Annotated in this window: 19 protein-coding genes; 5 read left to right on the top strand and 14 right to left on the bottom strand. The window is 29.4% G+C overall.

The annotated features are described in order from the left end of the window. Positions 1-3: 3 nt before the first annotated feature. Positions 4-936: an ABC transporter permease gene (locus ACWPW7_RS09695; protein ID WP_454053349.1), complete on the bottom strand. Its 933-nt coding sequence runs from the start codon at positions 934-936 to the stop codon at positions 4-6. Between the two features lie 11 nt (positions 937-947). Next, entirely contained in the window at positions 948-1883 is a 936-nt protein-coding gene (locus ACWPW7_RS09690) for an ABC transporter permease (protein WP_454053348.1), read from the bottom strand. A gap of 1449 nt (positions 1884-3332) precedes the next feature. Between ACWPW7_RS09690 and ACWPW7_RS09685 the strand changes: the two genes are divergently transcribed. From ACWPW7_RS09685 to dapB, 3 genes are all read left to right on the top strand, one after another. After that, positions 3333-4331: an aspartate-semialdehyde dehydrogenase gene (locus tag ACWPW7_RS09685; RefSeq protein ID WP_454053347.1), complete on the top strand. Its 999-nt coding sequence runs from the start codon at positions 3333-3335 to the stop codon at positions 4329-4331. A 77-nt stretch (positions 4332-4408) separates the two neighbouring features. Further along, on the top strand, positions 4409-5290 hold the full coding sequence (dapA, locus tag ACWPW7_RS09680; protein ID WP_454053346.1) for a 4-hydroxy-tetrahydrodipicolinate synthase: 882 nt from the start codon (positions 4409-4411) through the stop codon (positions 5288-5290). A gap of 10 nt (positions 5291-5300) precedes the next feature. Next, a complete protein-coding gene (gene dapB / locus ACWPW7_RS09675; protein ID WP_454053345.1) occupies positions 5301-6050 on the top strand; it encodes a 4-hydroxy-tetrahydrodipicolinate reductase in 750 nt (249 codons plus the stop codon). A gap of 501 nt (positions 6051-6551) precedes the next feature. Here dapB and ACWPW7_RS09670 read toward each other — a convergent pair. Both ACWPW7_RS09670 and ACWPW7_RS09665 read right to left on the bottom strand, forming a co-directional pair. Next, a complete protein-coding gene (locus tag ACWPW7_RS09670; protein WP_454053344.1) occupies positions 6552-7721 on the bottom strand; it encodes a pyridoxal phosphate-dependent aminotransferase in 1170 nt (389 codons plus the stop codon). Between the two features lie 46 nt (positions 7722-7767). Next, the gene (locus ACWPW7_RS09665; RefSeq protein WP_454053343.1) at positions 7768-8307 is read right to left on the bottom strand and encodes a cob(I)yrinic acid a,c-diamide adenosyltransferase; all 540 of its coding nucleotides are present in this window, start codon (positions 8305-8307) and stop codon (positions 7768-7770) included. A gap of 321 nt (positions 8308-8628) precedes the next feature. Here ACWPW7_RS09665 and dapD point away from each other — a divergent pair, with 321 nt between their 5' ends. Then, positions 8629-9339 (top strand): 2,3,4,5-tetrahydropyridine-2,6-dicarboxylate N-acetyltransferase, encoded by a 711-nt coding sequence (dapD, locus tag ACWPW7_RS09660; RefSeq protein WP_454053342.1) that lies wholly within the window; start codon positions 8629-8631, stop codon positions 9337-9339. Positions 9340-9512: 173 nt separating this feature from the next. Here dapD and ACWPW7_RS09655 read toward each other — a convergent pair whose 3' ends face one another. Next, on the bottom strand, positions 9513-10238 hold the full coding sequence (locus ACWPW7_RS09655) for a single-stranded DNA-binding protein (protein ID WP_291568962.1): 726 nt from the start codon (positions 10236-10238) through the stop codon (positions 9513-9515). 171 nt (positions 10239-10409) lie between these two features. Beyond that, positions 10410-11168, bottom strand: a complete 759-nt coding sequence (gene pdaB / locus ACWPW7_RS09650; RefSeq protein WP_291568960.1) for a polysaccharide deacetylase family sporulation protein PdaB — start codon at positions 11166-11168, stop codon at positions 10410-10412. 297 nt (positions 11169-11465) lie between these two features. Here pdaB and ACWPW7_RS09645 point away from each other — a divergent pair, with 297 nt between their 5' ends. Then, positions 11466-11993 carry a DUF4364 family protein gene (locus ACWPW7_RS09645; protein ID WP_291568958.1) on the top strand — a complete coding sequence of 176 codons (528 nt, stop codon included), beginning with the start codon at positions 11466-11468 and terminating at the stop codon, positions 11991-11993. Positions 11994-12018: 25 nt separating this feature from the next. Here the strand turns inward: ACWPW7_RS09645 and ACWPW7_RS09640 are convergent, their stop codons facing one another. From ACWPW7_RS09640 to ACWPW7_RS09605, 8 genes are all read right to left on the bottom strand, one after another. Continuing rightward, a complete protein-coding gene (locus tag ACWPW7_RS09640; protein WP_454053341.1) occupies positions 12019-12897 on the bottom strand; it encodes a YncE family protein in 879 nt (292 codons plus the stop codon). 92 nt (positions 12898-12989) lie between these two features. Further along, positions 12990-14300 carry a bifunctional folylpolyglutamate synthase/dihydrofolate synthase gene (locus ACWPW7_RS09635; protein ID WP_291568953.1) on the bottom strand — a complete coding sequence of 437 codons (1311 nt, stop codon included), beginning with the start codon at positions 14298-14300 and terminating at the stop codon, positions 12990-12992. 334 nt (positions 14301-14634) lie between these two features. Beyond that, positions 14635-15717 (bottom strand): sensor domain-containing diguanylate cyclase, encoded by a 1083-nt coding sequence (locus ACWPW7_RS09630; protein ID WP_454053340.1) that lies wholly within the window; start codon positions 15715-15717, stop codon positions 14635-14637. 34 nt (positions 15718-15751) lie between these two features. Further along, complete coding sequence (locus tag ACWPW7_RS09625; protein ID WP_454053339.1) at positions 15752-18637, bottom strand: hypothetical protein; 2886 nt, start codon at positions 18635-18637, stop codon at positions 15752-15754. A gap of 4 nt (positions 18638-18641) precedes the next feature. Then, the gene (locus tag ACWPW7_RS09620) at positions 18642-19790 is read right to left on the bottom strand and encodes a cell wall-binding repeat-containing protein (RefSeq protein ID WP_454053338.1); all 1149 of its coding nucleotides are present in this window, start codon (positions 19788-19790) and stop codon (positions 18642-18644) included. Between the two features lie 54 nt (positions 19791-19844). Next, the gene (locus ACWPW7_RS09615; RefSeq protein ID WP_454053337.1) at positions 19845-20819 is read right to left on the bottom strand and encodes a hypothetical protein; all 975 of its coding nucleotides are present in this window, start codon (positions 20817-20819) and stop codon (positions 19845-19847) included. Beyond that, complete coding sequence (locus ACWPW7_RS09610) at positions 20806-21327, bottom strand: hypothetical protein (protein ID WP_454053336.1); 522 nt, start codon at positions 21325-21327, stop codon at positions 20806-20808. Before ACWPW7_RS09610 ends, ACWPW7_RS09615 begins: the two co-directional genes overlap by 14 nt. A 55-nt stretch (positions 21328-21382) precedes the next feature. Further along, positions 21383-21790 (bottom strand): hypothetical protein, encoded by a 408-nt coding sequence (locus ACWPW7_RS09605; protein ID WP_454053335.1) that lies wholly within the window; start codon positions 21788-21790, stop codon positions 21383-21385. Between the last annotated feature and the right edge of the window lie 9 nt (positions 21791-21799).

Genomic DNA, 21799 nt, shown 5'->3' with positions numbered 1-21799 from the left:
CTCCTACTGACGTAATTTCGGATCTAGTGCATCTCTTAAACCATCCCCTAGTAATTGGAATGATAACATTATTAGAGATATTACTAAAGCTGGGAAAAGTAATTGTTCTGGATAGAACATTAAGTTCTGTTGTGCTGCAGAAGCCAATGATCCTAAACTTGTCTTTGGAGATTGAATTCCTAAACCTATGTAGCTTAAGAACGCTTCACCAAATATAAAACTTGGTATATCAAAAGTTATTGCAACTATCATAACACCTAAAGTGTTTGGTAATAAATGTCTAGCAATTATTCTTGAAGGACTTGCCCCAAGAGCTTTAGCTGCAAGAACGTATTCTTGTTCCTTTATTTGTAATAATTGCCCTCTAACAAGTCTTGCCATACCACACCATCCTGTAACTGTCATGGCAACAACTAAAGTTAAAATACCTTTACTATCAAATATCATAGATATTAATATAACTATAACAAGATAAGGAATACTTACTAATATTTCTAGTATTCTCATCATTATGTCGTCAACTATTCCACCGAAGAAACCTGCAATCCCTCCATAAATGGAACCAAGGACTGTATCTATTAATGCACCTATAAGACCGATTATCAGAGATATTCTAGCACCTTGCCAAACTCTACCAAAGGTATCTCTTCCTAACATATCTGTTCCAAACCAGTTATTTGAACTTGGCCCTTGATTAAGTAAACTATTATTTGTAACCTCATAACTTACTCCAGATATAGCTTTACCAATGCTAGGCCCTACAATTGCCATTATTGATATGATTATAAGTATGCAAAGAGATACTATTGCAACTTTATTTTGTTTTAGTCTTCTCCACGCATCTTGCCAATAAGTCATACTAGGTCTTAAAATCTCATTAGATTTTGATGTATCGCACCCGATAATCTTAAACTTGTCTTTTGATAACTCTGCCATAACTTTCCCTCCTATCTCTTACTATTAGAAACTCTAATTCTTGGATCAACTAGTCCGTAAACTATATCAACTATAAATAATGAAACAATAAATAATGCTGATATAAAAATAGTTTGTCCCATTACCATAGTATAATCTCTATCTGATATGGAAGAAACGAAATATTGACCTAATCCAGGTATAGCAAATATACTTTCAACAACAAATGATCCTATAAATATATTTGCAATTTGTGGTCCTAATAATGTGATAGCTGGAAGTATAGCATTTCTTATAACGTGTTTAAATACTAAGCTTAACTTAGAAACACCTTTTGCTTTTGCTGTTAATATATAATCCTGTCCAATAACATCTAAACAGTTAGCTCTCATATATCTTGCATAAGTTGCTATAGAAGCAAAACTTAAGGCTATAGTTGGCAATATAGTGTGTTTAAATTGTCCCCAACCAGTTGATGGTAAAACCATCCAATGAACTGTAAATGTAAACTGCAACAATGACGCAATAACGAAACCTGGTACTGAAATACCCAATATAGCAATAAACATTACTAAATAATCTGGCCATTTACCTCTCTTAAATGCCGCTAAAATACCTAAAATAACTCCAATAGTAAATCCAATTAGAATTGCTTGTCCACCTATTCTTGCTGATATAGGTGCATAACTAGCTATAGTTTTGCCTACACTTCTTCCTGAGTAAGCTAAGGATTCTCCCATGTCTCCATGTAGAACTAAATTAGACATAAATTTTCCGTATTGAATTATAACTGGTTCATCTAGTCCATACTTAGCATAATAGTTTGCCCTAATTTGTGGCGGTAAATTTCTAGCCATTGACGCTAGTGGGTCACCAGGTATAGCATGTATTAGCATGAACGTAATTGTTATTGATATGAACAGCGTTACAAGCATATACCCAAATCTCTTTAGAGTAAATTTTAACATCATCATCCCTCCATTTTAGCATAAAGTTGTTGCAAAAAATTTTCACTTATTGCAACTTATTATATATATCCTTACCTTTTATTAAAAGTATAAGAATATTTATATACCTGTACTCCAAATACTAACTTCAACACAACTTTTATATGTACTCTAGGTCTATAAAACTTAAAAAACCATATAATGCTATATATGTTCTTATTCATATATAACGCAATAAAATTCTTTTAGCCTCTTCAAAGAATTTCAATTTTATTTTTACTTTATAGCTATTTAGTTTTCTTTATTGTTTATCATATTTAGGGTTTATTTATACTAAAGATACAATACTATGAAGAAAATTATTAAATGATTGTATACTTTAGTTCAAACTTTACTGTAGGTATGTTGTAGAATATTGCCCACTAAAACCATTATTTTTTCATATTTAACTTTATTGCACTTATTAAGGAAACTTAGTAAAATTTCTTTTCTTACTTTTATACCTTATTTATATCTCATTGTAAATACCTAATTTTATAAAGATATAAATAAAATCATTTTTACTTTTTATAATTATAACTATATATTATAAATCTTCGCATAAATTTCTTTTGCTTATTTTTTATAACATATTCTTATGTACTTATTTTTATTCTTTAAACTCTAAATAATACTTTACTAATTTAAATTGAGAACTTATTCAAATCTTTCAAATAAATTAAAAAATCTTTAGTATACAGTTTATAATTATTAATTTTCATCTTCAGTATCCTACTTCTCAGCTTAGAACAATTAAGTTAAGTAGAAAATAAAAATGTTAGTAGTATGGCTAACATTTCTTTACTTTTTATCAACTAATCTTCTTCACATCTATACAGCAATGTTTTAAATTTAAATTCACAGATTTTAGCTATATTTTCTGAATGTTTTGATAATTCTATTTTTATTAACAATCTGGTCATAAAATTTACAATGATATAACAAAAAGTGCTTGTCTAAATATCAAGCAAAAGTTGCTTAAATTTAATTATTAACTATAATTGAGTTTAATATATCATTAATTCTTTTATTTATATTGCAATTTGAAAGCTTCATATAATTGAACAATATGAATTTTGAATAAAAATTCTACAAGAATTTCATTTTTTATAATACTATCATATACTATATTAATTGTCAAACAATTTAGTTTCATAATTGTTTATTTAAACTTATCAAAGTTAATACAATTTTAAAAATATTTCCATTATATTAACAATTCAGATTTTATATTATTACATAAAATGATATTTTATGTGCAGCAATTAATTAATAATATTTTCCCATGGTTTTTTATGTAATTTTTTTCTAATTTATAAAAAGATAATTATTAGTTTAACAATAACAATAAAATTTATTTTTTTTAAAACTATATAACTTTTTATTCTAAAACTATATAATATAGTAAAGAACTTTTAAGGAGTGATTTAATTGACTTATAATGTAGCTATTGTTGGAGCCACAGGTATGGTTGGAAGACAATTTATTGAAATTTTAAAAGAGAGAAACTTTCCTATAGAAAATCTTTATCTCTTTGCTTCTAAACGTTCTGCTGGCTCTCGTGTTAACTATAAAGAAAAAGAAATTGTTGTTGAAGAATTAAAAGAAGAAAATATATGTAATAAAAAAATACACTTCGCCCTTTTTTCTGCTGGTGGAAGCACTAGTTTAGAATATGCAAAGATATTCGTTAAATATGGAGCTATAGTTATTGATAACAGCAGTGCTTTTAGAATGGACGAAGATGTTCCTCTAGTAGTGCCAGAAGTTAACGGAGAAGATATTAGAAATCATAATGGTATAATAGCAAATCCTAATTGCTCTACCATACAAGCTATGGTAGCTTTAAAGCCACTATATGATGCCTATGGTATTGAAAGAGTTATTTACTCTACTTATCAAGCAGTATCTGGTGCTGGAATGCATGGGTATAGTGATTTAGAGAATGGTATTAAAGGTGAAGCACCTAAAAAATTTACTTCTCCAATTGCTTATAATGTAATCCCTCAAATTGATGTATTCTTAGATAATGGTTACACCAAAGAGGAAATGAAAATGATTGATGAAAGTAAGAAAATGCTTCATGATACTAATTTAAGAATCACTGCTACTACAGTTAGAGTGCCTGTTTATCATGGTCATAGCGAAAGTATTAATGTTGAACTTAAAAAAGACTTTAATATAGAAGATATTTTTGAACTTTACAAAAAATCAGAAGGTATAGTTGTAATGGATAACACTAAGGAAGAAATCTATCCAATGCCAATAAATATTGCTGGAAAAGATGAAGTTTATATTGGTAGAATAAGAAGAGATTTTAGTGTAGATAGAGGTTTAAACTTATGGGTTGTTGCTGACAACATAAGAAAAGGAGCAGCCCTTAATGCAGTTCAAATTGCAGAAACCTTTATAGAAAAAGATTTAATTTAGAATTATATAAAGAATTAGCAAATAAATGACTAAATGAGTATGGTCTTTTATTATATTTTAGAAAGGAAGATAATATTATGAGTATTTTTAAGGGTTCAGGTGTAGCAATCGTTACTCCTTTTAATGAAACTGGTGTTGACTTTAATAAGTTAAGAGAGCTTATAGAATGGCACATTGAAAATAAAACAGATGCTATTATAGTTTGTGGAACTACTGGTGAAGCTTCTACAATGTCAACAAATGAGAAAAAAGAAACTATTAAATTTGTTATAGATGTAGTTAATAAAAGAATTCCTGTTATTGCCGGTACTGGTACAAATAATACACAAGCTTCAATTGAAATGAGTAAATATGCAGAAGAAGTTGGAGCAGATGGACTACTAGTTATAAATCCTTACTATAACAAAACTAGTTCTAAAGGACTTATAGCACATTTTAAAGCCATTGCTAATAGTGTAAAAACACCTATAGTAGTTTATAATGTACCTTCTAGAACAGGAATGAATATTCCTCCTTCTGCCCTTGCAGAATTATGTGAACTTGATAATATAGTTGCTGTGAAAGAAGCTAGTGGTGACATGAGTCAAATTATAAAGATAAAATCATTATGTAAAGATAAATTAGACATATATTCTGGAAATGATGATCAAATTGTTCCTATAATGTCAATGGGTGGTATAGGGGTTATTTCTGTACTTGCTAACGTAATTCCTAAAGATGTTCACAATATCTGTGAATACTATTTAAATGGAAATGTAAAGGATGCTTTAGATTTACAGCTTAAGACTTTACCATTAACTAATGCTCTTTTTATAGAGACAAATCCTATTCCTGTTAAAACTGCACTTAATTTAATGGGTATGGAAGTAGGTTCTTTAAGATTACCTCTTGTAGATATGGAGGAAAAAAATCTTAAAACTTTACAATGCGAATTAAAAACTTATGACTTAATTAAATAGGAGGACTAATATGATTAAAATCCTTTTAGTTGGATGTAGTGGAAAAATGGGAAGAATGATTTCTTCTACCGCTGAAAAATTTGAAAACTTATCTATTGTAGCTGGAGTGGATAAATTTAAAGAAGAATCTCTTAAATATCCAATTTATGATAATATAGATGAATGTAATGAAGAAATAGATGTTATTTTAGATTTCTCAAGACCAGATACATTAAAGCAAATTTCTCAATTTGCAATTAATAAAAATAAACCTGTTGTATTTTGTACTACAGGATATGATGAAGAACAAAAAGCTCATATTCATGCTTTAGGTAATACTATTCCTGTGTTTTTCTCTGCTAATATGTCCATAGGAATAAATATAATAAATAATATATTAAAGAATATAAGTAATACGCTTTATAATGACTTTGATATAGAAATTATAGAAAAGCATCACAATCAAAAAGTAGATGCCCCTAGTGGAACTGCTCTTCTATTAGCAAATACTATTAAAGACTCTATAAAAGATGAAACGAAATTTATCTTTGGAAGAGAAGGAATAGCTAAAAGAGATGAACAAGAAATAGGTATTCATACTATTCGTGGTGGAAATATAATTGGAAACCATGAAATAATATTTGCTGGTCAAGGTGAAGTTATTGAAATTAAGCACTCTGCAATTTCCAGAGAAGTTTTTGCAGTAGGTGCCTTAAGAGCATGTGCCTTTGTTTATAATAAAGAAAAAGGCATGTACTCAATGGATGATGTAGTAAAATAAATTTTTAAAAAAGTGGTGATATATATCACCACTTTTTTTATTTTAGGCATCTATTTTTTTAAGCATACCTTAGTTATTTTCGATTCACAATTTAAAAATAAATTGATTTTAAAGTTATGCAGTAACTTCTTATAAATAATTAGTTTACACCCCTGGGGTCTATAATAAGATTATGAAGTTTAAGTAAAATTAAAATAGCTACACAAATTTAACATGTAACTACTTTTTGATTATACCCCTGAGGGTGCAGTATGATATAAAACAATATTTAATACATTAACTACTATTTAAATTATATTGGTTATCTCCATTAATATTGATTTGATTTTTTGGATATTGTTCCAAACTATACTGCACCTCAGGAGAACCCTAAAGGGCTTCACTACTGTTCCCCAGAGGTGAAAAACTAGCAATTGTATTGTTAGTAAAAAATTTATTAAAGAAACTAGCTTGATTTAAACCAATTTCTACTATAATTTTCAATTGTCAATTATCCATTGTCTAAGTTGTATATGTTTCTCCACTACGGAGCCTTCCAATAAACTTTTCCATTCTATCTAAAGCTTCTTTAAGCTCTTTTTCATTATAGCAGTAAGATATTCTTATGTAGCCTTCCCCACCTTCTCCAAAAGCTGAACCAGGTACTATAGCTACCTTTTCTTCATGTAAAAGTCTATGACAAAATTCTTCACTACTCATATTAAAGCTTTTTATAGATGGGAATATATAAAAAGCACCTTTAGGAATATCAACCTTAAGTCCCATATCTTTTAATCTATTGTATACATAATCTCTTCTTTTTTTAAATTGTTCCTTCATATATACAACATCATTCAGAGAACATTTTAATCCTTCTAATGCAGCATATTGACTTATAGAAGTAGCTGAAGAAACATTATACTGATGAACTTTAATTATATTTTTCATTATATATTCACTTGAAGCAACATATCCTACTCTAAGTCCTGTCATAGAAAACATTTTTGAAAATCCACTTACTAAAATTATCTTATCTTTTATATCCTTACATTGACATATAGAATAGTAATTATCATAACAAAGAGAAGAATATATCTCATCAGATATAGCAATTATATCATTTTCTTTTATTATTTTATAAAACTCATCTCTCTCCTCTTTAGAAAGTATACTACCTGTTGGATTGCTAGGATATGACACTACTAAAGCTTTAGGTTTTTCAGCTATTATTAATTCCCTTAATTTATTGAAATCTATAGAAAAATCTTCTTTTAAAGGATAATTAATAACCTCTCCTCCTAACATCTTCACTAAACTTTCATAGGCAGGATAGGCTATTTTAGGAACTAGCACTTTATCGCCACTATTTAGTAGTGTGGCAAATACACACATTAACCCCTCACTCCCGCCTACAGTGACACAAATTTCATCAGCATCGTAGTGAATTTGGAAGTCTTTTAGAAAATTAGATATTTCTTCTCTAAGTTCTAGTATCCCTGCGTTAGGAGTATATACTGTTCTATTCTCATTTATCGCTTTAATAACTCCATCTTTAACTGCATTAGGTGTATGAAAATCCGGTTGACCTAATGTTAAGGATATTGCATCAGGTATTTTGGATACCTGATTAAAAAATTTTCTTATTCCAGATATCTCTATACTCTCTACATTTTTTGAGAATATATCATTCATATAATCAGTCCTTTTTAATTATAAAATAATAATTTAATTATAGTCTTTAAAACTCTACGCCTTTTCTAGCTGGTACACCTTCATTAAAATAATGTTTTATGTCTTTCATTTCTGTAACAAGGTTAGCTTTTTCCATAATTCTTTTTGGAACATTCCTACCTGTCATAATAAGTTCTATATCCTTTGGTTTCTTATCCATAAGTTCTAATAATTGTTCTTCTGAGACCAATCCATTACCCAAAGCTCCCATGATTTCATCCATAATTAATATATCACACTGTTTGTCTTCCATAACTTTTAAGCAAAATTTGTATGCTTCTTGTATTTCTTCTTTTAATTCAGCCTTTTGCTCATCATTCAACGTCCAGAAAAATCCTCGTGGTTTTTCAAATCTGTATATATTAAAATAGGTCGAAAGTTTTTTAGCACTTTCTAATTCTCCAGTTGATCCACTTTTTAAAAATTGTACCATAGTAACCTTAAACTCATTTCCTGCCGCTCTTGTTGCAAGCCCTACTGCAGCAGTAGTCTTTCCTTTTCCATTGCCTGTGTATATTTGTATGTATCCCTCTTTTAATTTTCCCATGGTATCACTACCCCTTTCCTATACGTTGATTTTATTATATCATTCTCTATAAATTATACCAAATTGTTAAAAATCCTTATATAATTTAGGGTTTACAACAGATAAGGAACAATTATCTGATATTTCTTCTTTTTACGTTATTTTATAAATTCTTATAAGAAATCAATTGAACAATAATTACTTTTAATGTTAATTATCAATAAGAATCCTCAATTCTCAATTGGTTAAGTATTGCAAATATAACTTTAATATTATATTATTTAGTGTATGAACAAAAGTTATATGTTCATATTCAAACTACACTTAGAAAGGAGATTCAACATGAATTACAATTTAACAGATCCATATGAAATAGCAAGATATATTAAAGAATCTAAGAAAGCTACTCCTGTTAAAGCTTATGTAAATGGTAATATTAAGGATTGTGATTTCAATAACATAGAATGTTATGGTGAAGGAAGTTTCTACATATTATTTGGAAATTATGATGAGGTACAAAATTTCCTAGAAAATAATAATGAAAAAGTTAAGAATTACAGAATAGAAAACGATAGAAGAAATTCTGCAATTCCAATGCTGGACATTAAAAATATAGATGCTAGAATTGAACCTGGTGCTATTATAAGAGACATGGTTAGTATCGGTAAAAATGCAGTTATTATGATGGGAGCAGTTATAAATATAGGTGCTGAAATTGGTGATGAAACTATGGTAGATATGAATGCCGTAGTTGGTGCTAGAGGAAAACTTGGAAAAAGAGTTCATCTAGGAGCTGGTGCTGTAGTGGCAGGAGTTTTAGAACCACCAAGTAAATCCCCTTGTGAGATTGGCGACAATGTTTTAATAGGTGCAAATGCGGTTATATTAGAAGGCGTTAAAATAGGCGATAATTCAGTAGTTGCTGCTGGATCAATCGTTACTGAAGATGTGCCTGAAAATGTAGTAGTAGCAGGATGCCCTGCAAAAATAATTAAAACTGTTGATGTTAAGACCAAAGGTAAAACTGAATTATTGGATGACTTAAGAAAATAGAGAAATAAAATGGTGGTCAATGACCACCATTTTTATGATATCGGCAAATAAATAACTAATCAGTATATTACCCTATTTTGTGCAATACTAAACCAGCTAATACATCACTATCAGCTAAATCTATAGCTCCTCTGACACAAGTCATATTTAACTAGCTATTTTATTTTAAAAGTTTAAACTGCATCATTTATATCAATATCTGATTCTATATTAACATCGGATTCTGTATTCTCCTCAACTAAAGCAGTTGCTGTATTTTCTGCATCTTCTTCTTCACCTTCATCATTTACTCTTTCCATTTTAGATATTGAAACTTCATATGCTATTTTTTTAATAACTTCAGTTTCAGAGATTCTTTTTTGATATTCTCTACTTTGTACTCTTCCCCAAATCCTTATGTTATCTCCTATTTCTAAACTCCTGCAGAATCTAGAATTTCTTCCCCAAGCAATTGTAGGGATATAGTCGGATTTGTTATATAATCTATTAACCGCTAAAAGCATGTCTGCAATTTCACGTCCAAAAGGAGTTGTTCTATATACTGGTGCTTTACATATATAGCCATCTAAATAAATTTGGTTTGGATTTTTACTTCTTTCTTTTAATTCCTTAATATCTCTTGCAAATACTGTTAATATAAGCCTGTTTGATCCATCAACAAACTTATTATATGATCTTAATTGTCCTTCTACTATAAGTTCGCTACCTATTCCAACATTCATACCTGTTATTAATCTTTCTGAAACAGTTATAGTTAAAACATCAGTAGCATCACTTAATCTTGGTACTTCAAAATCAAAATTATAAAAGCCTTCCCCATACATTTCATGACTAAATTCCAATTCTGAAATAACTTTTCCTTCCAAGTAAATTTTGTTATTCAACATAGTATTGTCCATCGTAACCCCTCTTTCCCTTAGTTTTTTGTTCATTTTCATATACCATAATATATTCACCGAAATAGCGAACTATAACCAATATTATGAAAATTCTTATAATTCTTCCGAAACAATTTTAAAGCCTTAACACATGTTTCCATTATAATACAAATTATACATTTATGCAATGGATTATTTGCTTTTTATCTGCTTTCCTTCATTATTTATATCGTAGTTATCTTTATATATAAGTTCAGAAACTGTAACAAATTTGTAACCCTGTGAACTCAAGGTTTCTAATATTTTTGGTAATGATTGAGGTGTATATTTTACATCAGTATGAAATAATATTATAGAACCTGGCTTTACTTTTTTCATAACTCTTTCATACTCAATATCAGCTCCCTGTGCTTTCCAATCTATACTATCCACATCCCATTGAATACATTTTCTTCCTGTGGATTCTACTGTTTCAATAGCTAAATCATTATATGCTCCTTCTGGAAATCTAAATAACGTAGTAGTTTTTCCTGTAAGATCTAAAATTTTAGCATCTGCAATTTCAGTGTCCTTTAACATTCTTTCTTTTGAAACTGTAGTCATGTTAGGATGCTTATTAGTATGATTTCCAATCTCATGTCCTCTTTTGTCTATTTCTTTAACAATATCAGGAAAATCATCTACCCATAGTCCTATAGCAAAAAAAGTTGCTTTTGCATTATGCTTGTCAAGTATGTCCAATAATTCCATAGTATTGCTTTCTCCCCAAGTAGTATCAAAGGTTATAGCTACCTTCTTTTCCTCTGTATCTACACAATATATAGGCATCTTTTTACCTTGTGAAAAAACTGCAAAAGTTCCCTTACTACTTATAGCTACTGTCAATACAGATGCAATAAGTAATAAAGCAACGCTTAAAAATACCTTTTTATGTTTTTTTATAAAATCCATATTTCCCCCTAAAATAATATTTCTATTCCATAAATAATATTCACATCTTTATAGTTATATTACATATAAAACTTAATGAGCTTATTAATAATAAATTCTATTTATCTCATTAAATTAACTTTTTATAAATTATAAAAATGCAGTAAATACAATGTTTTATGTAATAAGTGAGTTTCTAAAATTATATTCTTCTTTATAGCAAAATATATTTAAAATAAAATTCTAATAAAATTGTTATTTTTTGTGTTATAATAGGTATGAATTTAATTCATTTTAAAATTCAAAGGGGGATGAAATATGTTTGAAGATTCTTTGGATTTAGCAGAAAATAAACTTCTTCTGCTATATATATTTAATAAAATAAAACTTCCAATTTCAAACATTCAAATTACTGAAATTGTTTTAGAAAATAATTTTATGAACTATTTTACGCTTCAGCAATACATAGTGGAATTAACTTCTTCAAATTTGTTAAAACATACAATTGAACATGAAAAAGATAGATTAGTTATAACAGATGATGGACAGAAGGTATTATCGCTATTTGAAAATAGAATTTCAGAAAGTAAAATTGAAAAAGCAAATGACTATTTAGAAAGTAGCCTATCTAAAATAAAAAAAGAATTAACAGTTACTGCTGATTATACTATTGAAAATAAAAATAGCTACCTAGTTAATTTAATAGCTTCAGAAAATGACACAACACTTATCGATATTAAAATAAGTGTTGCATCAAATAAGCAAGCTCGTGAACTATGTTATAAATGGAAATCCAATTCATCAGAGCTTTATAATAAAATTATAACTATATTAGCTAGTGAATAAATTTGCATAAGCTAATCACTAAAAGTCAATTCACAATCATTCCCATGGGTTCTCCACTCATCGGAATGACTTTTTTGCTTTCATCTATTTTATTTACTCTAATAAGAGAATTATTGTATATATCACCTACATATATATACTTTTCATCTGTGGTTATGGCTTTTACCATTCCACCTATACGAATTTTTTTAACCTCTTCGTATTTATTTATATCTACTATACTTATACTTCCATCACCATAATTAGATACATAGCAATATCGTCCATCACAATACATATCCATAGGAGCATTTCCTACAGGAATTTTATGAAGGATACTATTATTCCTTAAAGATATAATAGTTACACATCCCTTTCCACAATATCCTAAATTACTTTCACAAACTAGTATATAATTACCATCTGATGACCATAGTGCTTTTGTAGGATATGCTCCTACGGATATATTTTTGACTTCTCCTCCCTTAGTTACATCTATAATACTTAAATTATCACTATACATATTAGAAATTAGTATTCTATTACTCTTTTTACAAATTTCCAAACTGTGAGGTGAACTTCCACAAGGTATTATTTCTACCACATCTTTAGCTTTAATATCAAAGCATACCACTGTATTAGAGTCTTCGCAAATTACATAAGCGTATTTATCTAAAACAGAAGCCTCTGTACATCCACCGCCTAAGTAGAATTTTTCGCTAGTTCCCTCTTTATACAAAAAAGAAATAGAGCTATTATTGTAATTCGAAGTTATGAGCATATCTTCGTATAGACATACTCCACGGGGTGATAATTTCTCACCTTCTGAATCCTTAATATCTATGGACTCAACTTCTTCAAAATTATCTAACTCTATTTTCTCAATTCTATCTTTAGTGGCATTACACACATAAAGATACCTCACGTGAATCACCTCCTCACAATATACTATGAGGAGGTGATAATTTATGCTACGATTAAAAAGTCATGATTTTTCAAAAATTCTACAAAAAACTATTATTTAAAATTCCTTATAATTTTTCTCATGTCCCCTATCATGTATAATGAACCTGATATTAATAATAAGTCATCATCATTACAGTATGAGAGTGCTTTTCTATATGCCTCTTCATAACTATCTATAGCTTCACAGCTAACCCCTAGCTTTTCTATTTCTATCTTTAAGTCTTCTGCAAGTTCAGCTCTATCGCTATGTGGAGTTACTGAAATTATTCTTTCTGCCTTAGGTGCAATGGTCTTGATCATATCCTCAACCTGTTTATCTGCTAATATTCCAAGAATCAATATTAACTTATTATATTTAAAATATAAATCTATACTTTCTGTAAGTTTTTTAATTCCATCTATATTATGTGCCCCATCTATAACAACCAGTGGATTATTTTTCATAATCTCTAATCGCCCTGGCCATTGAACACTTTTTAGACCATTGATAATATTATCCTTACTTATTTTTACTCCTAAATTCATAAGCTCTCTAGCTGCATACACAACTACTGTTGAATTTAGTATTTGATGTTTACCTAGTAATGATAGCTCATAACTATCAATATATTCATTCTTTAAATTAATTTGTTGAGTTTTAATTTCTTTTCCTTCCAATGTATTAGAAGTTACTGCAACATATTCTGAAATATCTCTAGGAACTTTTATAAGCTTAGAATTTTTTTCCTTGCAAGTTTTCTCTATAACATCTTCTGCCACTTCTTCCTGTGGAAACAATACAACTGGAACCTTTTCCTTTATTATTCCCGCTTTTTCATAGGCTATTTTATCTAAAGTATCTCCTAATATTTGAGTATGATCTAAGCTTATAGAAGAAATAATACTTAAAATAGGAGTTATAACATTTGTAGAATCTAATCTACCACCTAATCCTACTTCTATTAGTGCATAATCTATATTTTTTTTATGAAAATACAAAAATCCTGCGCAGGTTATTATTTCAAACTCTGTAGGGTTAACATATCCTAAATCTACAACTTTAGAAACAGCCTTCGATACCTCCGTTACTACTTCTGCTAATTCTTCTTTTGGAATATTATTTCTATTAATTTGTATTCTTTCTTCAAATTCCTCTATGTACGGCGATATATAACTCCCTACATTATATCCTGCCTCCATCAGTATAGAAGTAAGCATAGCAGTAGTTGACCCTTTTCCATTTGTTCCTGCCACATGTATAGTTTTTATATGTTTATGTGGATTTCCTAAAAATTCTAATATTTTTTCTGTTCTATCGAGACCATATTTACTACCGAACTTCGCAGTTTCCTTTATATATTTAATCGCCTCATCGTAATTCATGTATTAACCCCCTAATATAAAATATCCTATTATATTTTACATTAGCTTTGCCATATACTCAACTTTAATAATGAATCAATTAGACATTTGAAAGAAAATAATAAACCAAAGATGTTGGTATATTTTATATCAGACAAGACGTCAGGTTCTGCTCATAGTGGTGCTATGAGCAGAACCTGACAACGCAGTATGATGAAAAATAGGCTAACATACTGGTCTATTATTTTTTTGAAGATGTCTTAAATAAATTTATAAATTAAATAATATGCTAAGATATCTATACTAAAATATTATGTATAGTTAAAAGACTATGTTACATAATCTTTGTATAATTTTACATTTTTTCATACACTGTAATCTTATTTCTCCCAGTTTCCTTACTATGATATAAAGCTTTATCTGCTAAGGAAATTAATTCATCGATAGTTTTTCCACTTCCACCATCTACAGTACCAAAACTTGCAGTTACACTAACTTCTACAGATTTCTCATTTCCTATTTTATATCTTGAAAGATTATCTCTTATATTGTTTAATCTCTCATATATTCCACTACTTTCTGTATTGTTAAAATATATTACAAATTCTTCTCCACCCCATCTATATATCTCATCATATTCCTTTATACTCTTTTTAATAAACTGACTTACTTCTTTTAAAACAACATCTCCGAAGTCATGACCATAGGTATCATTGAACTTCTTAAAAAAATCAATATCAAGCAGCGCCAGTGTAAACTTTTTATTAGAATCAATTTGTTCTTGTAAGTGCATTTTCATATAATTCCTGTTATATACCTGAGTTAAATTATCTTTCATTGCCATAGATGTTATCTCATTACGATAAATGCAATTTTGAAGAGCTATAGCTATGTTTTTTATAACTAATTTAAAGAATTCTAATTCAAATTCATTTTCTTTATAATCCTCATAGTTTTCTATAAATATAGCTCCTATCTGTTTATTTTGTTGATTTAAAGGTATTAAATATGAATACTTAATTCTTCTTCTATTAGCAGATTTGTAGTTTAAATAACTTTCTGAAGATCTAATCTTAGCTGCTCCATTCATACTTCTTATAGCCTCATTACAATACTCCTCAACATCTTCTACATACTGACTTTCCACATTTGAAGCTATATTTATTAATCTATCTCTATCAATTAAAATGCTACAATAATCTAATTTATAATTATTCATAAGTATATTTACTATTGAGAATGCTGAACTTTCTAGTGTAAATGTAACACTATTATTTATCCCTGAATCCAATATACTTTTCATTATATTGTTTTCTTTTGTAGAAAATGAACTTGTTTTTAACTCATTTATTTTTTTATTATATTTTCTTATTATAATTATAAAAGAAGAAATATAAATAAGTAAAAATATTGCACTTATTAAAATATAGCTAATCATAGTCCCTCCCTAACACTAAAAACTAATACTATTATTAATGTGTTATATTAGTTTTAAAATCATCTAAGCTACTCCTTCTGTTATTATAAAGAATAACATCACCTTCTACATATTTACTTGATTTTGGACCACCTTCTGCTTTCCATTGGTCAGGTACATATACATATATTTGATCCGTACTTAATGTTTCAATTCCATTTTTATATGCTATAATTTGAAAATTAATAAGTATTTCTCCACTTTCTAAGATATTTTCAGGTCTTGGAGAGTCACCCTTCTTTACAAATACAGCTGTTTGAGGTATAAGGTATTTGCCATACCAATATTGTTCTTTACCATCTTTATACTGAACATCAGCAGGGTATTTATGTTTCCATCGACCTATTCCTAGCCATTCTTTACCTTTGCATATTCGCACTGGCTTTTCAAGAATAAGTTCTGAAAGTTCCCCTATAACAGTTTTCTTTTTATTGACTTTCATGTGAAGTTTTATGGTATCTTCTTCACTTCCCATCTTGATAAAAGGATTGTTATTAAGATGATAATACATATCCACTGGAACCTTTTTACTATCCTTTACCCAATATAATGTAGGTGCAATTACAATTTTATCTTCTTCCCTATATAGATACTCACTGGTAACATCAAAGTAAAAAGCATAACCTTTTTTCATATCAGCATTTTTGTATGTAGGATTACTTGTATTATCAAGTGGTAATTTATCTGCTTTAAAATGCACTCCTGTAGGTTTATTTCCGTGCCAAAATACTTCTTGCCATTTAGAATCTCTAACATCCGTAACTTGAAAATCTCTTAATTTTATAGGATCTTCATATGGTCCAAAGACTTTATAAGTGTAATTACCTGCTGTATCCCATAGTTCTACATGAAGATATAAATTGTCACCTACTGGTTTTTCTATTTCTTTTTTAATTCTTTCTTGGTACCTATCAGTATAAGTATATGGGCTTGTATAGATTACTTCGTATTCTACATCATTCTTTTTATTTTCAAATGTCCATCCATACTGGATTTTTGCTACTCCTGAAAGATTATCTGACGCTGTTAACTCTCCGTAAAAGCCATCATCTATGCCTTTTTTACTAGGTTTCCTTACAGCTCCATTTTCTACTGAAAATATTCCAGCCTTAATGTTAAATGTCACTTCTGGATCTGTTCCATCAATATAATAGGTATTCTTACTATCAGCATTATCATTTGTAGCTCTATCAACTGCATTTACAGCTATTTTATACATTCCATCATGCAACATTACAGTTTTACTATAGCTCTTTTCTGCATATGGTAAGCTATCGCTATTATCTCTGCCATAATGGCTAGAGTCAGTAACATCTACACTACCATTTGCAAGCCCTGAAAGGTTATCATCTACAGTAACCTTTACTGGATATGGCACAGGATCTTTAACCCACTTTGATTGTGGATCATCAATGTGAATTTCAGGTTTAGTCCAGTCTATATTATATAGTCCTGATTGCCCTTTTGGATCAGGTGGTGCATTAGGAATATTTACACTTGTTTCGCTATCATGCCCATCAGGTGATGAAGGTTTATTATACTCTGAACTACCCCATTTTCCTGTAGCTTCTAATTTAAGCCCTTCCCCTTCTTTTTCAATATATACAGTTCCTCCGTCGCCCCCAAAGCTTCCATTTCCATCTCCTGTTACTGTGATGTTATCTAGTGGAAACTTAACATCAAATGTATCTGAATGATCCATTTCTATCGGCGGTCCCTGAACTTCTACTTCAACTGGTGGATTTCCTACCAAAATTGTTTCTGTTTTTCCTTCTTCCCAGTGATGCCAAGTAATATTACCTTGTCCAATAGCAGGATTTTCACCATCATATTTAACTACTATAGGATACCTACCAGTACCTTCCCCTGTCTTTCCTAAATTTGTCCAATCAGTTTCATTTGGGTCAAATACTATTTTTCCACCGTTAGGGTCCGTAGGTCCACCCCCATCACCTGGATTACTTCCTTTAGGTATGTAATAGAAGTGTACGTACCAGTTGGTGGATATTGTTGTTATATCGAATTTAAATGTTTTAGAATTAAACTTTTGTATATGATTATTAATAGCATCATTTGGATTTCCTTGATTATGCTCTATTACTGCATACGCAAAGTCTAATCCCTCTTTTCCACCTGTTGGAGAAGATACAGTTATATTTTCGCTTCCATTTACTTTGAATTTTTTGTCCTCTCTTCCAAAGAAATCCTTACCGTTTTCTTGATTTTTAACAAATTTACCTGAGCTATCAAGCTCATTATCTACTATAGTAAGCATTACTTCAGCTTCTCCATATGACGTTTCAAACCAATAGTAAACTTCTACATCATTGTCTTTAACATCAACAGTCACACTTTTAGAATCACTTTTACTTCCATCCTTACCGATTGTTGAATATTTAAACTTCCAGTTAGGATTAGTTGGTGTAGGTGCAGTAGTTTCTACCTTTACAGGACTCCCACTAACTTGAACAGATTTTTGCTTAACATCGAAAATTTCACCTGTTCCAATTAGCACTCCATAATATTTCACCGTTCTAGTTTTAGAACTTTCTTTATAATAAAAAGTTACTTTTGACCGCGAACCTTCCGTTACATGTACAACAACGTTTTGAGGAATTTTTTCAACTCCATCTTGAATTGCATATTGACAAGCATATCCTGACACCGATACATAATCTACTTTATGATCTATAAATGGCTTTCCATCTAATTTTACTGGCTGTGTTCTAAATGGTGCTACGTGGTTTCCTGTATCCATGTCAAGGTATTCTATATCAACATAACCAAAGTCATCTGAAGCAAGCACTTTAACAGGTAAGAAAATATTTATTAAGAAAACTAAAGATAAAACTAAAGATAAAATTTTTGACCTTTTTTTCACGTTCCTAGTCAACCCCTTTTAATTTTTTCTCTGCTCCATCCTTAACTATAGCTTTTCCACCAACTAAATAAACATTTTTAGTATCCCTATATATCTTGGTCTCCTCTTTTATAATTTCCTTAGCATTTCCTATGCCCTTATATGTCTCTTTTAAATTCTCACCACTAAATACAACTGGCATATTCAACTTTGCTGCTAAAGCTCCACCTGCTAAGGCATCTGGAAAATTTTCACCTGTAGCCATCATTACATTGTCATCACTTCTTAAAATGGCTTCATTCAGATGATTTATTCCAAGATTTGACATATATTTATTTTCATTTGCTCCATGCATATAGCAATTAGGAACACTGTTGAAAAAGTTTTTATTGAAATATGGTAAAAACCAATATATCTCTAATTTTTCTGTAGCAATTTCTTTACCATTTTCACCTTCTGTAGCTTTATTTATAAGTTCATTTAAGCCTTTAACATCACTTGGCTTTAAATCTTCGTTTGAAGGTAATAGCACTATAGGTGTATCATTACGTCCTGACATTCCTGCTAATGTTAAAGCATCAGTATATCTATATCCACCAACTAAAAAAATCGATCTATATTTGTATCCTGTAAACTCTATTGGTGCATTTGCTAAACGATAATCTAAAACTTTGTTTGCTATTTTTAAAGATGTTTGGTATCTATCTTCTCCTGCTAATCTTTCCACTGTAATCCCCATTGATTTAAGTTTATCTTCTACATTTTGAGAAACTACACCAGTACCTCCTACTATGAATACTTTTTTAATTTTAAGCTTTTTAAGTTGTGCTTCTGTTTTACTATTTAACTTATCTTTCTCAGTTAAAAGTAATGGTGCATTATATATCTTAGATAACGGTGCTGAAGCTATTGAGTCTGGATAATCAAATGCGTTTGCAAGGACTACATTTTCTACCTTTTCATTATTTTTGTCCGATAATCTTTTAAATTCATTTGATACTGCTATCGCAGTTTCGAACCTATCACTACCTTCTAATCTTTTCATATTATATCCGTAGGATGACTTAGTAAATCCATCATTTGCCTCTGCCTTTACCTCTGGAGCAAAGCCTAATAAAGATACTCCTAAAAGTCCTAACGCTATTAATTTAGTAAAAGTTTTTTTATTTAACATAATATATTCCTCTCTTTTCTCTTTACTTTATATACTAACAACATATATTACAATCTAATTACACAAAGAATGTGGATAATAACCATTTTTACAAGCATCAATAGGACTATCAAATATTACATCTGTATTAGCTCGATGGTTACATTTATTAGTATGATAATATTTAACACCCTTTTCTTCATTTCCATAAACATTGTTTTTTCTTACTACTCTAGCTACACCAAAACCATAAGTATTGTAAAGCTCTACTCCATTAAGTGGTAGCCCTTGAAGAAAAGCTATAAAAGTTATATCATTAATTGCTTTTTCATCTATCAGTGGTAGTTTAAGAGTGTAACCCCATCCATTCTTTAATGCTATTTGGTTATTTAAACTACTATAGTATTCTAATTCCTTTCTTATAGAATCAACTATTATTTGCCTTCTTACATGGTCAAATTTATCGCTAAAAAGCATATTTTTATATTTATCTTTAAATTCTTCTTGTTTGCCTTGTAATTTTTCATTTGTATTAATATCTGTAATATAAACATAATCATCTAATGTAAGATTGATTTTTATTTTATTTTTATCGTCATAGTACAGAAACTCTTTTTTAGGCTGCCATATTTCCTTAACTTTTTTCTCACCATTTTCAACAACTTCTGTCCAAGTATTTATATAGTATCCGTCGTAGCCTACAGCTAACTTTATAGGTACTTTATCTAAAAAAGCCTGTTGCTGCATATAGTCATTTTCTATATTAAGATTTAAAAACATAGTCTGATAAAATCTCCATAGCGCTTTATCAAGGTTTAAATTAGTAGTTTTAAAATTTATATTTTTTCCCTCTGCTAATATTTCTATAGATTCATTATCTATTGGATCTAATAGTGTCTTTGCTGAGTCTTTTACCGCATTATCAATTATCTCGTTATATCTTACTTTTAGCTCCTCTGCTTCTATCATTCTCTTTTGTTTAACTCCAATGGGAATTGATACAGCTCCTATAACTATTAAAATAACTACAAATAAATTAGTTAATTTCATTTTCTACCATCCCCCCATATGTGGAGAATATTAATGTATTATTTTCTTTAGTTCCACCTATCACATTCCAAAGTACTCTACTTCCCCTAGTACCTTGATCTCTCACCGTTACAGTAAAATCATCGCCAATCCTCATTAAGTATCTTTTATCCTTGTTATAAATTTCATTTAATATTTCATTTTCATTATGTTTAAAATATTCAATACTATAAGGCTTTTCAACTGTATATTCTTTTAAATCTTCGCTTAATGGATAATATTTAATACTCCTGTGAAGCATTTCTATATCATAAATCCTTCCAGTATTTGTGAGTTCTCTCATGAAATTATCGTACATTTCTCTATCTATATAGCCTCTAGTTCTTACTTCCTTCTGAAATCTATTATTAATTACATTTACTTGATTATAGACCATCCTATCTATGATCCAAAACATATTATAAGTGATCATCACCATTAAGATTACAGCAATAATTATACTAACTACCTTCGAAATAGAATTAATCATAACTCCTCCTTATAAATTTCCCTCACTTTAAAAGTGAGGGAAATAAATTATAAAGCTATTGTTGTGTTAATTTAATTTTGTTAACTGTGTCATTAGCTGTCTTCTCTAATTCCGATTTAAACTTTCCAGTAGGTTCAATATAATCAGAATTGCTAATATCAGTTATATTATATGATGTAGCTGAATTGTAGCTTGTTGTGGTTTTTTTTGTGGAAACTGAAACCGTAAAATTATTTGAAGCATAAAGTCTTATGGCATTTATAGCCTGTGTTCCTGAAACTGTTGTTCCATCATATTCAGTATATTTGGAATTACTTATGGTTTGAGTTATATCATTGAGACTTGTATCTGCGGATTTGGTCATATTATTTGCTTTTCCATAGAAGGAAAGTCCCATAGCTATAATACCTACTGTTATTAAAATTCCTACAGCAAACATAATTGCTTTTTTAATATTATCCATTATATTGTC

The organism is Clostridium sp. Marseille-Q7071, assembly GCF_965112025.1.
Note: the sequence above shows the minus strand (reverse complement) of the source record. Positions and strands in the feature narration are given on the sequence as shown.

What these genes read in the sequence shown, in the direction of transcription:
- dapA (WP_454053346.1), top strand. Translation starts at nt 4,409, where the DNA reads ATGAGTATTTTTAAGGGTTCAGGTGTAGCAATCGTTACTCCTTTTAAT.
- pdaB (WP_291568960.1), bottom strand. Translation starts at nt 11,168, where the DNA reads ATGGATTTTATAAAAAAACATAAAAAGGTATTTTTAAGCGTTGCTTTA.
- ACWPW7_RS09690 (WP_454053348.1), bottom strand. Translation starts at nt 1,883, where the DNA reads ATGTTAAAATTTACTCTAAAGAGATTTGGGTATATGCTTGTAACGCTG.
- ACWPW7_RS09635 (WP_291568953.1), bottom strand. Translation starts at nt 14,300, where the DNA reads ATGAATTACGATGAGGCGATTAAATATATAAAGGAAACTGCGAAGTTC.
- ACWPW7_RS09655 (WP_291568962.1), bottom strand. Translation starts at nt 10,238, where the DNA reads ATGGACAATACTATGTTGAATAACAAAATTTACTTGGAAGGAAAAGTT.
- ACWPW7_RS09695 (WP_454053349.1), bottom strand. Translation starts at nt 936, where the DNA reads ATGGCAGAGTTATCAAAAGACAAGTTTAAGATTATCGGGTGCGATACA.
- ACWPW7_RS09670 (WP_454053344.1), bottom strand. Translation starts at nt 7,721, where the DNA reads ATGAATGATATATTCTCAAAAAATGTAGAGAGTATAGAGATATCTGGA.
- ACWPW7_RS09610 (WP_454053336.1), bottom strand. Translation starts at nt 21,327, where the DNA reads ATGATTAATTCTATTTCGAAGGTAGTTAGTATAATTATTGCTGTAATC.
- ACWPW7_RS09645 (WP_291568958.1), top strand. Translation starts at nt 11,466, where the DNA reads ATGTTTGAAGATTCTTTGGATTTAGCAGAAAATAAACTTCTTCTGCTA.
- ACWPW7_RS09605 (WP_454053335.1), bottom strand. Translation starts at nt 21,790, where the DNA reads ATGGATAATATTAAAAAAGCAATTATGTTTGCTGTAGGAATTTTAATA.
- dapD (WP_454053342.1), top strand. Translation starts at nt 8,629, where the DNA reads ATGAATTACAATTTAACAGATCCATATGAAATAGCAAGATATATTAAA.
- ACWPW7_RS09620 (WP_454053338.1), bottom strand. Translation starts at nt 19,790, where the DNA reads ATGTTAAATAAAAAAACTTTTACTAAATTAATAGCGTTAGGACTTTTA.
- ACWPW7_RS09615 (WP_454053337.1), bottom strand. Translation starts at nt 20,819, where the DNA reads ATGAAATTAACTAATTTATTTGTAGTTATTTTAATAGTTATAGGAGCT.
- dapB (WP_454053345.1), top strand. Translation starts at nt 5,301, where the DNA reads ATGATTAAAATCCTTTTAGTTGGATGTAGTGGAAAAATGGGAAGAATG.
- ACWPW7_RS09665 (WP_454053343.1), bottom strand. Translation starts at nt 8,307, where the DNA reads ATGGGAAAATTAAAAGAGGGATACATACAAATATACACAGGCAATGGA.
- ACWPW7_RS09630 (WP_454053340.1), bottom strand. Translation starts at nt 15,717, where the DNA reads ATGATTAGCTATATTTTAATAAGTGCAATATTTTTACTTATTTATATT.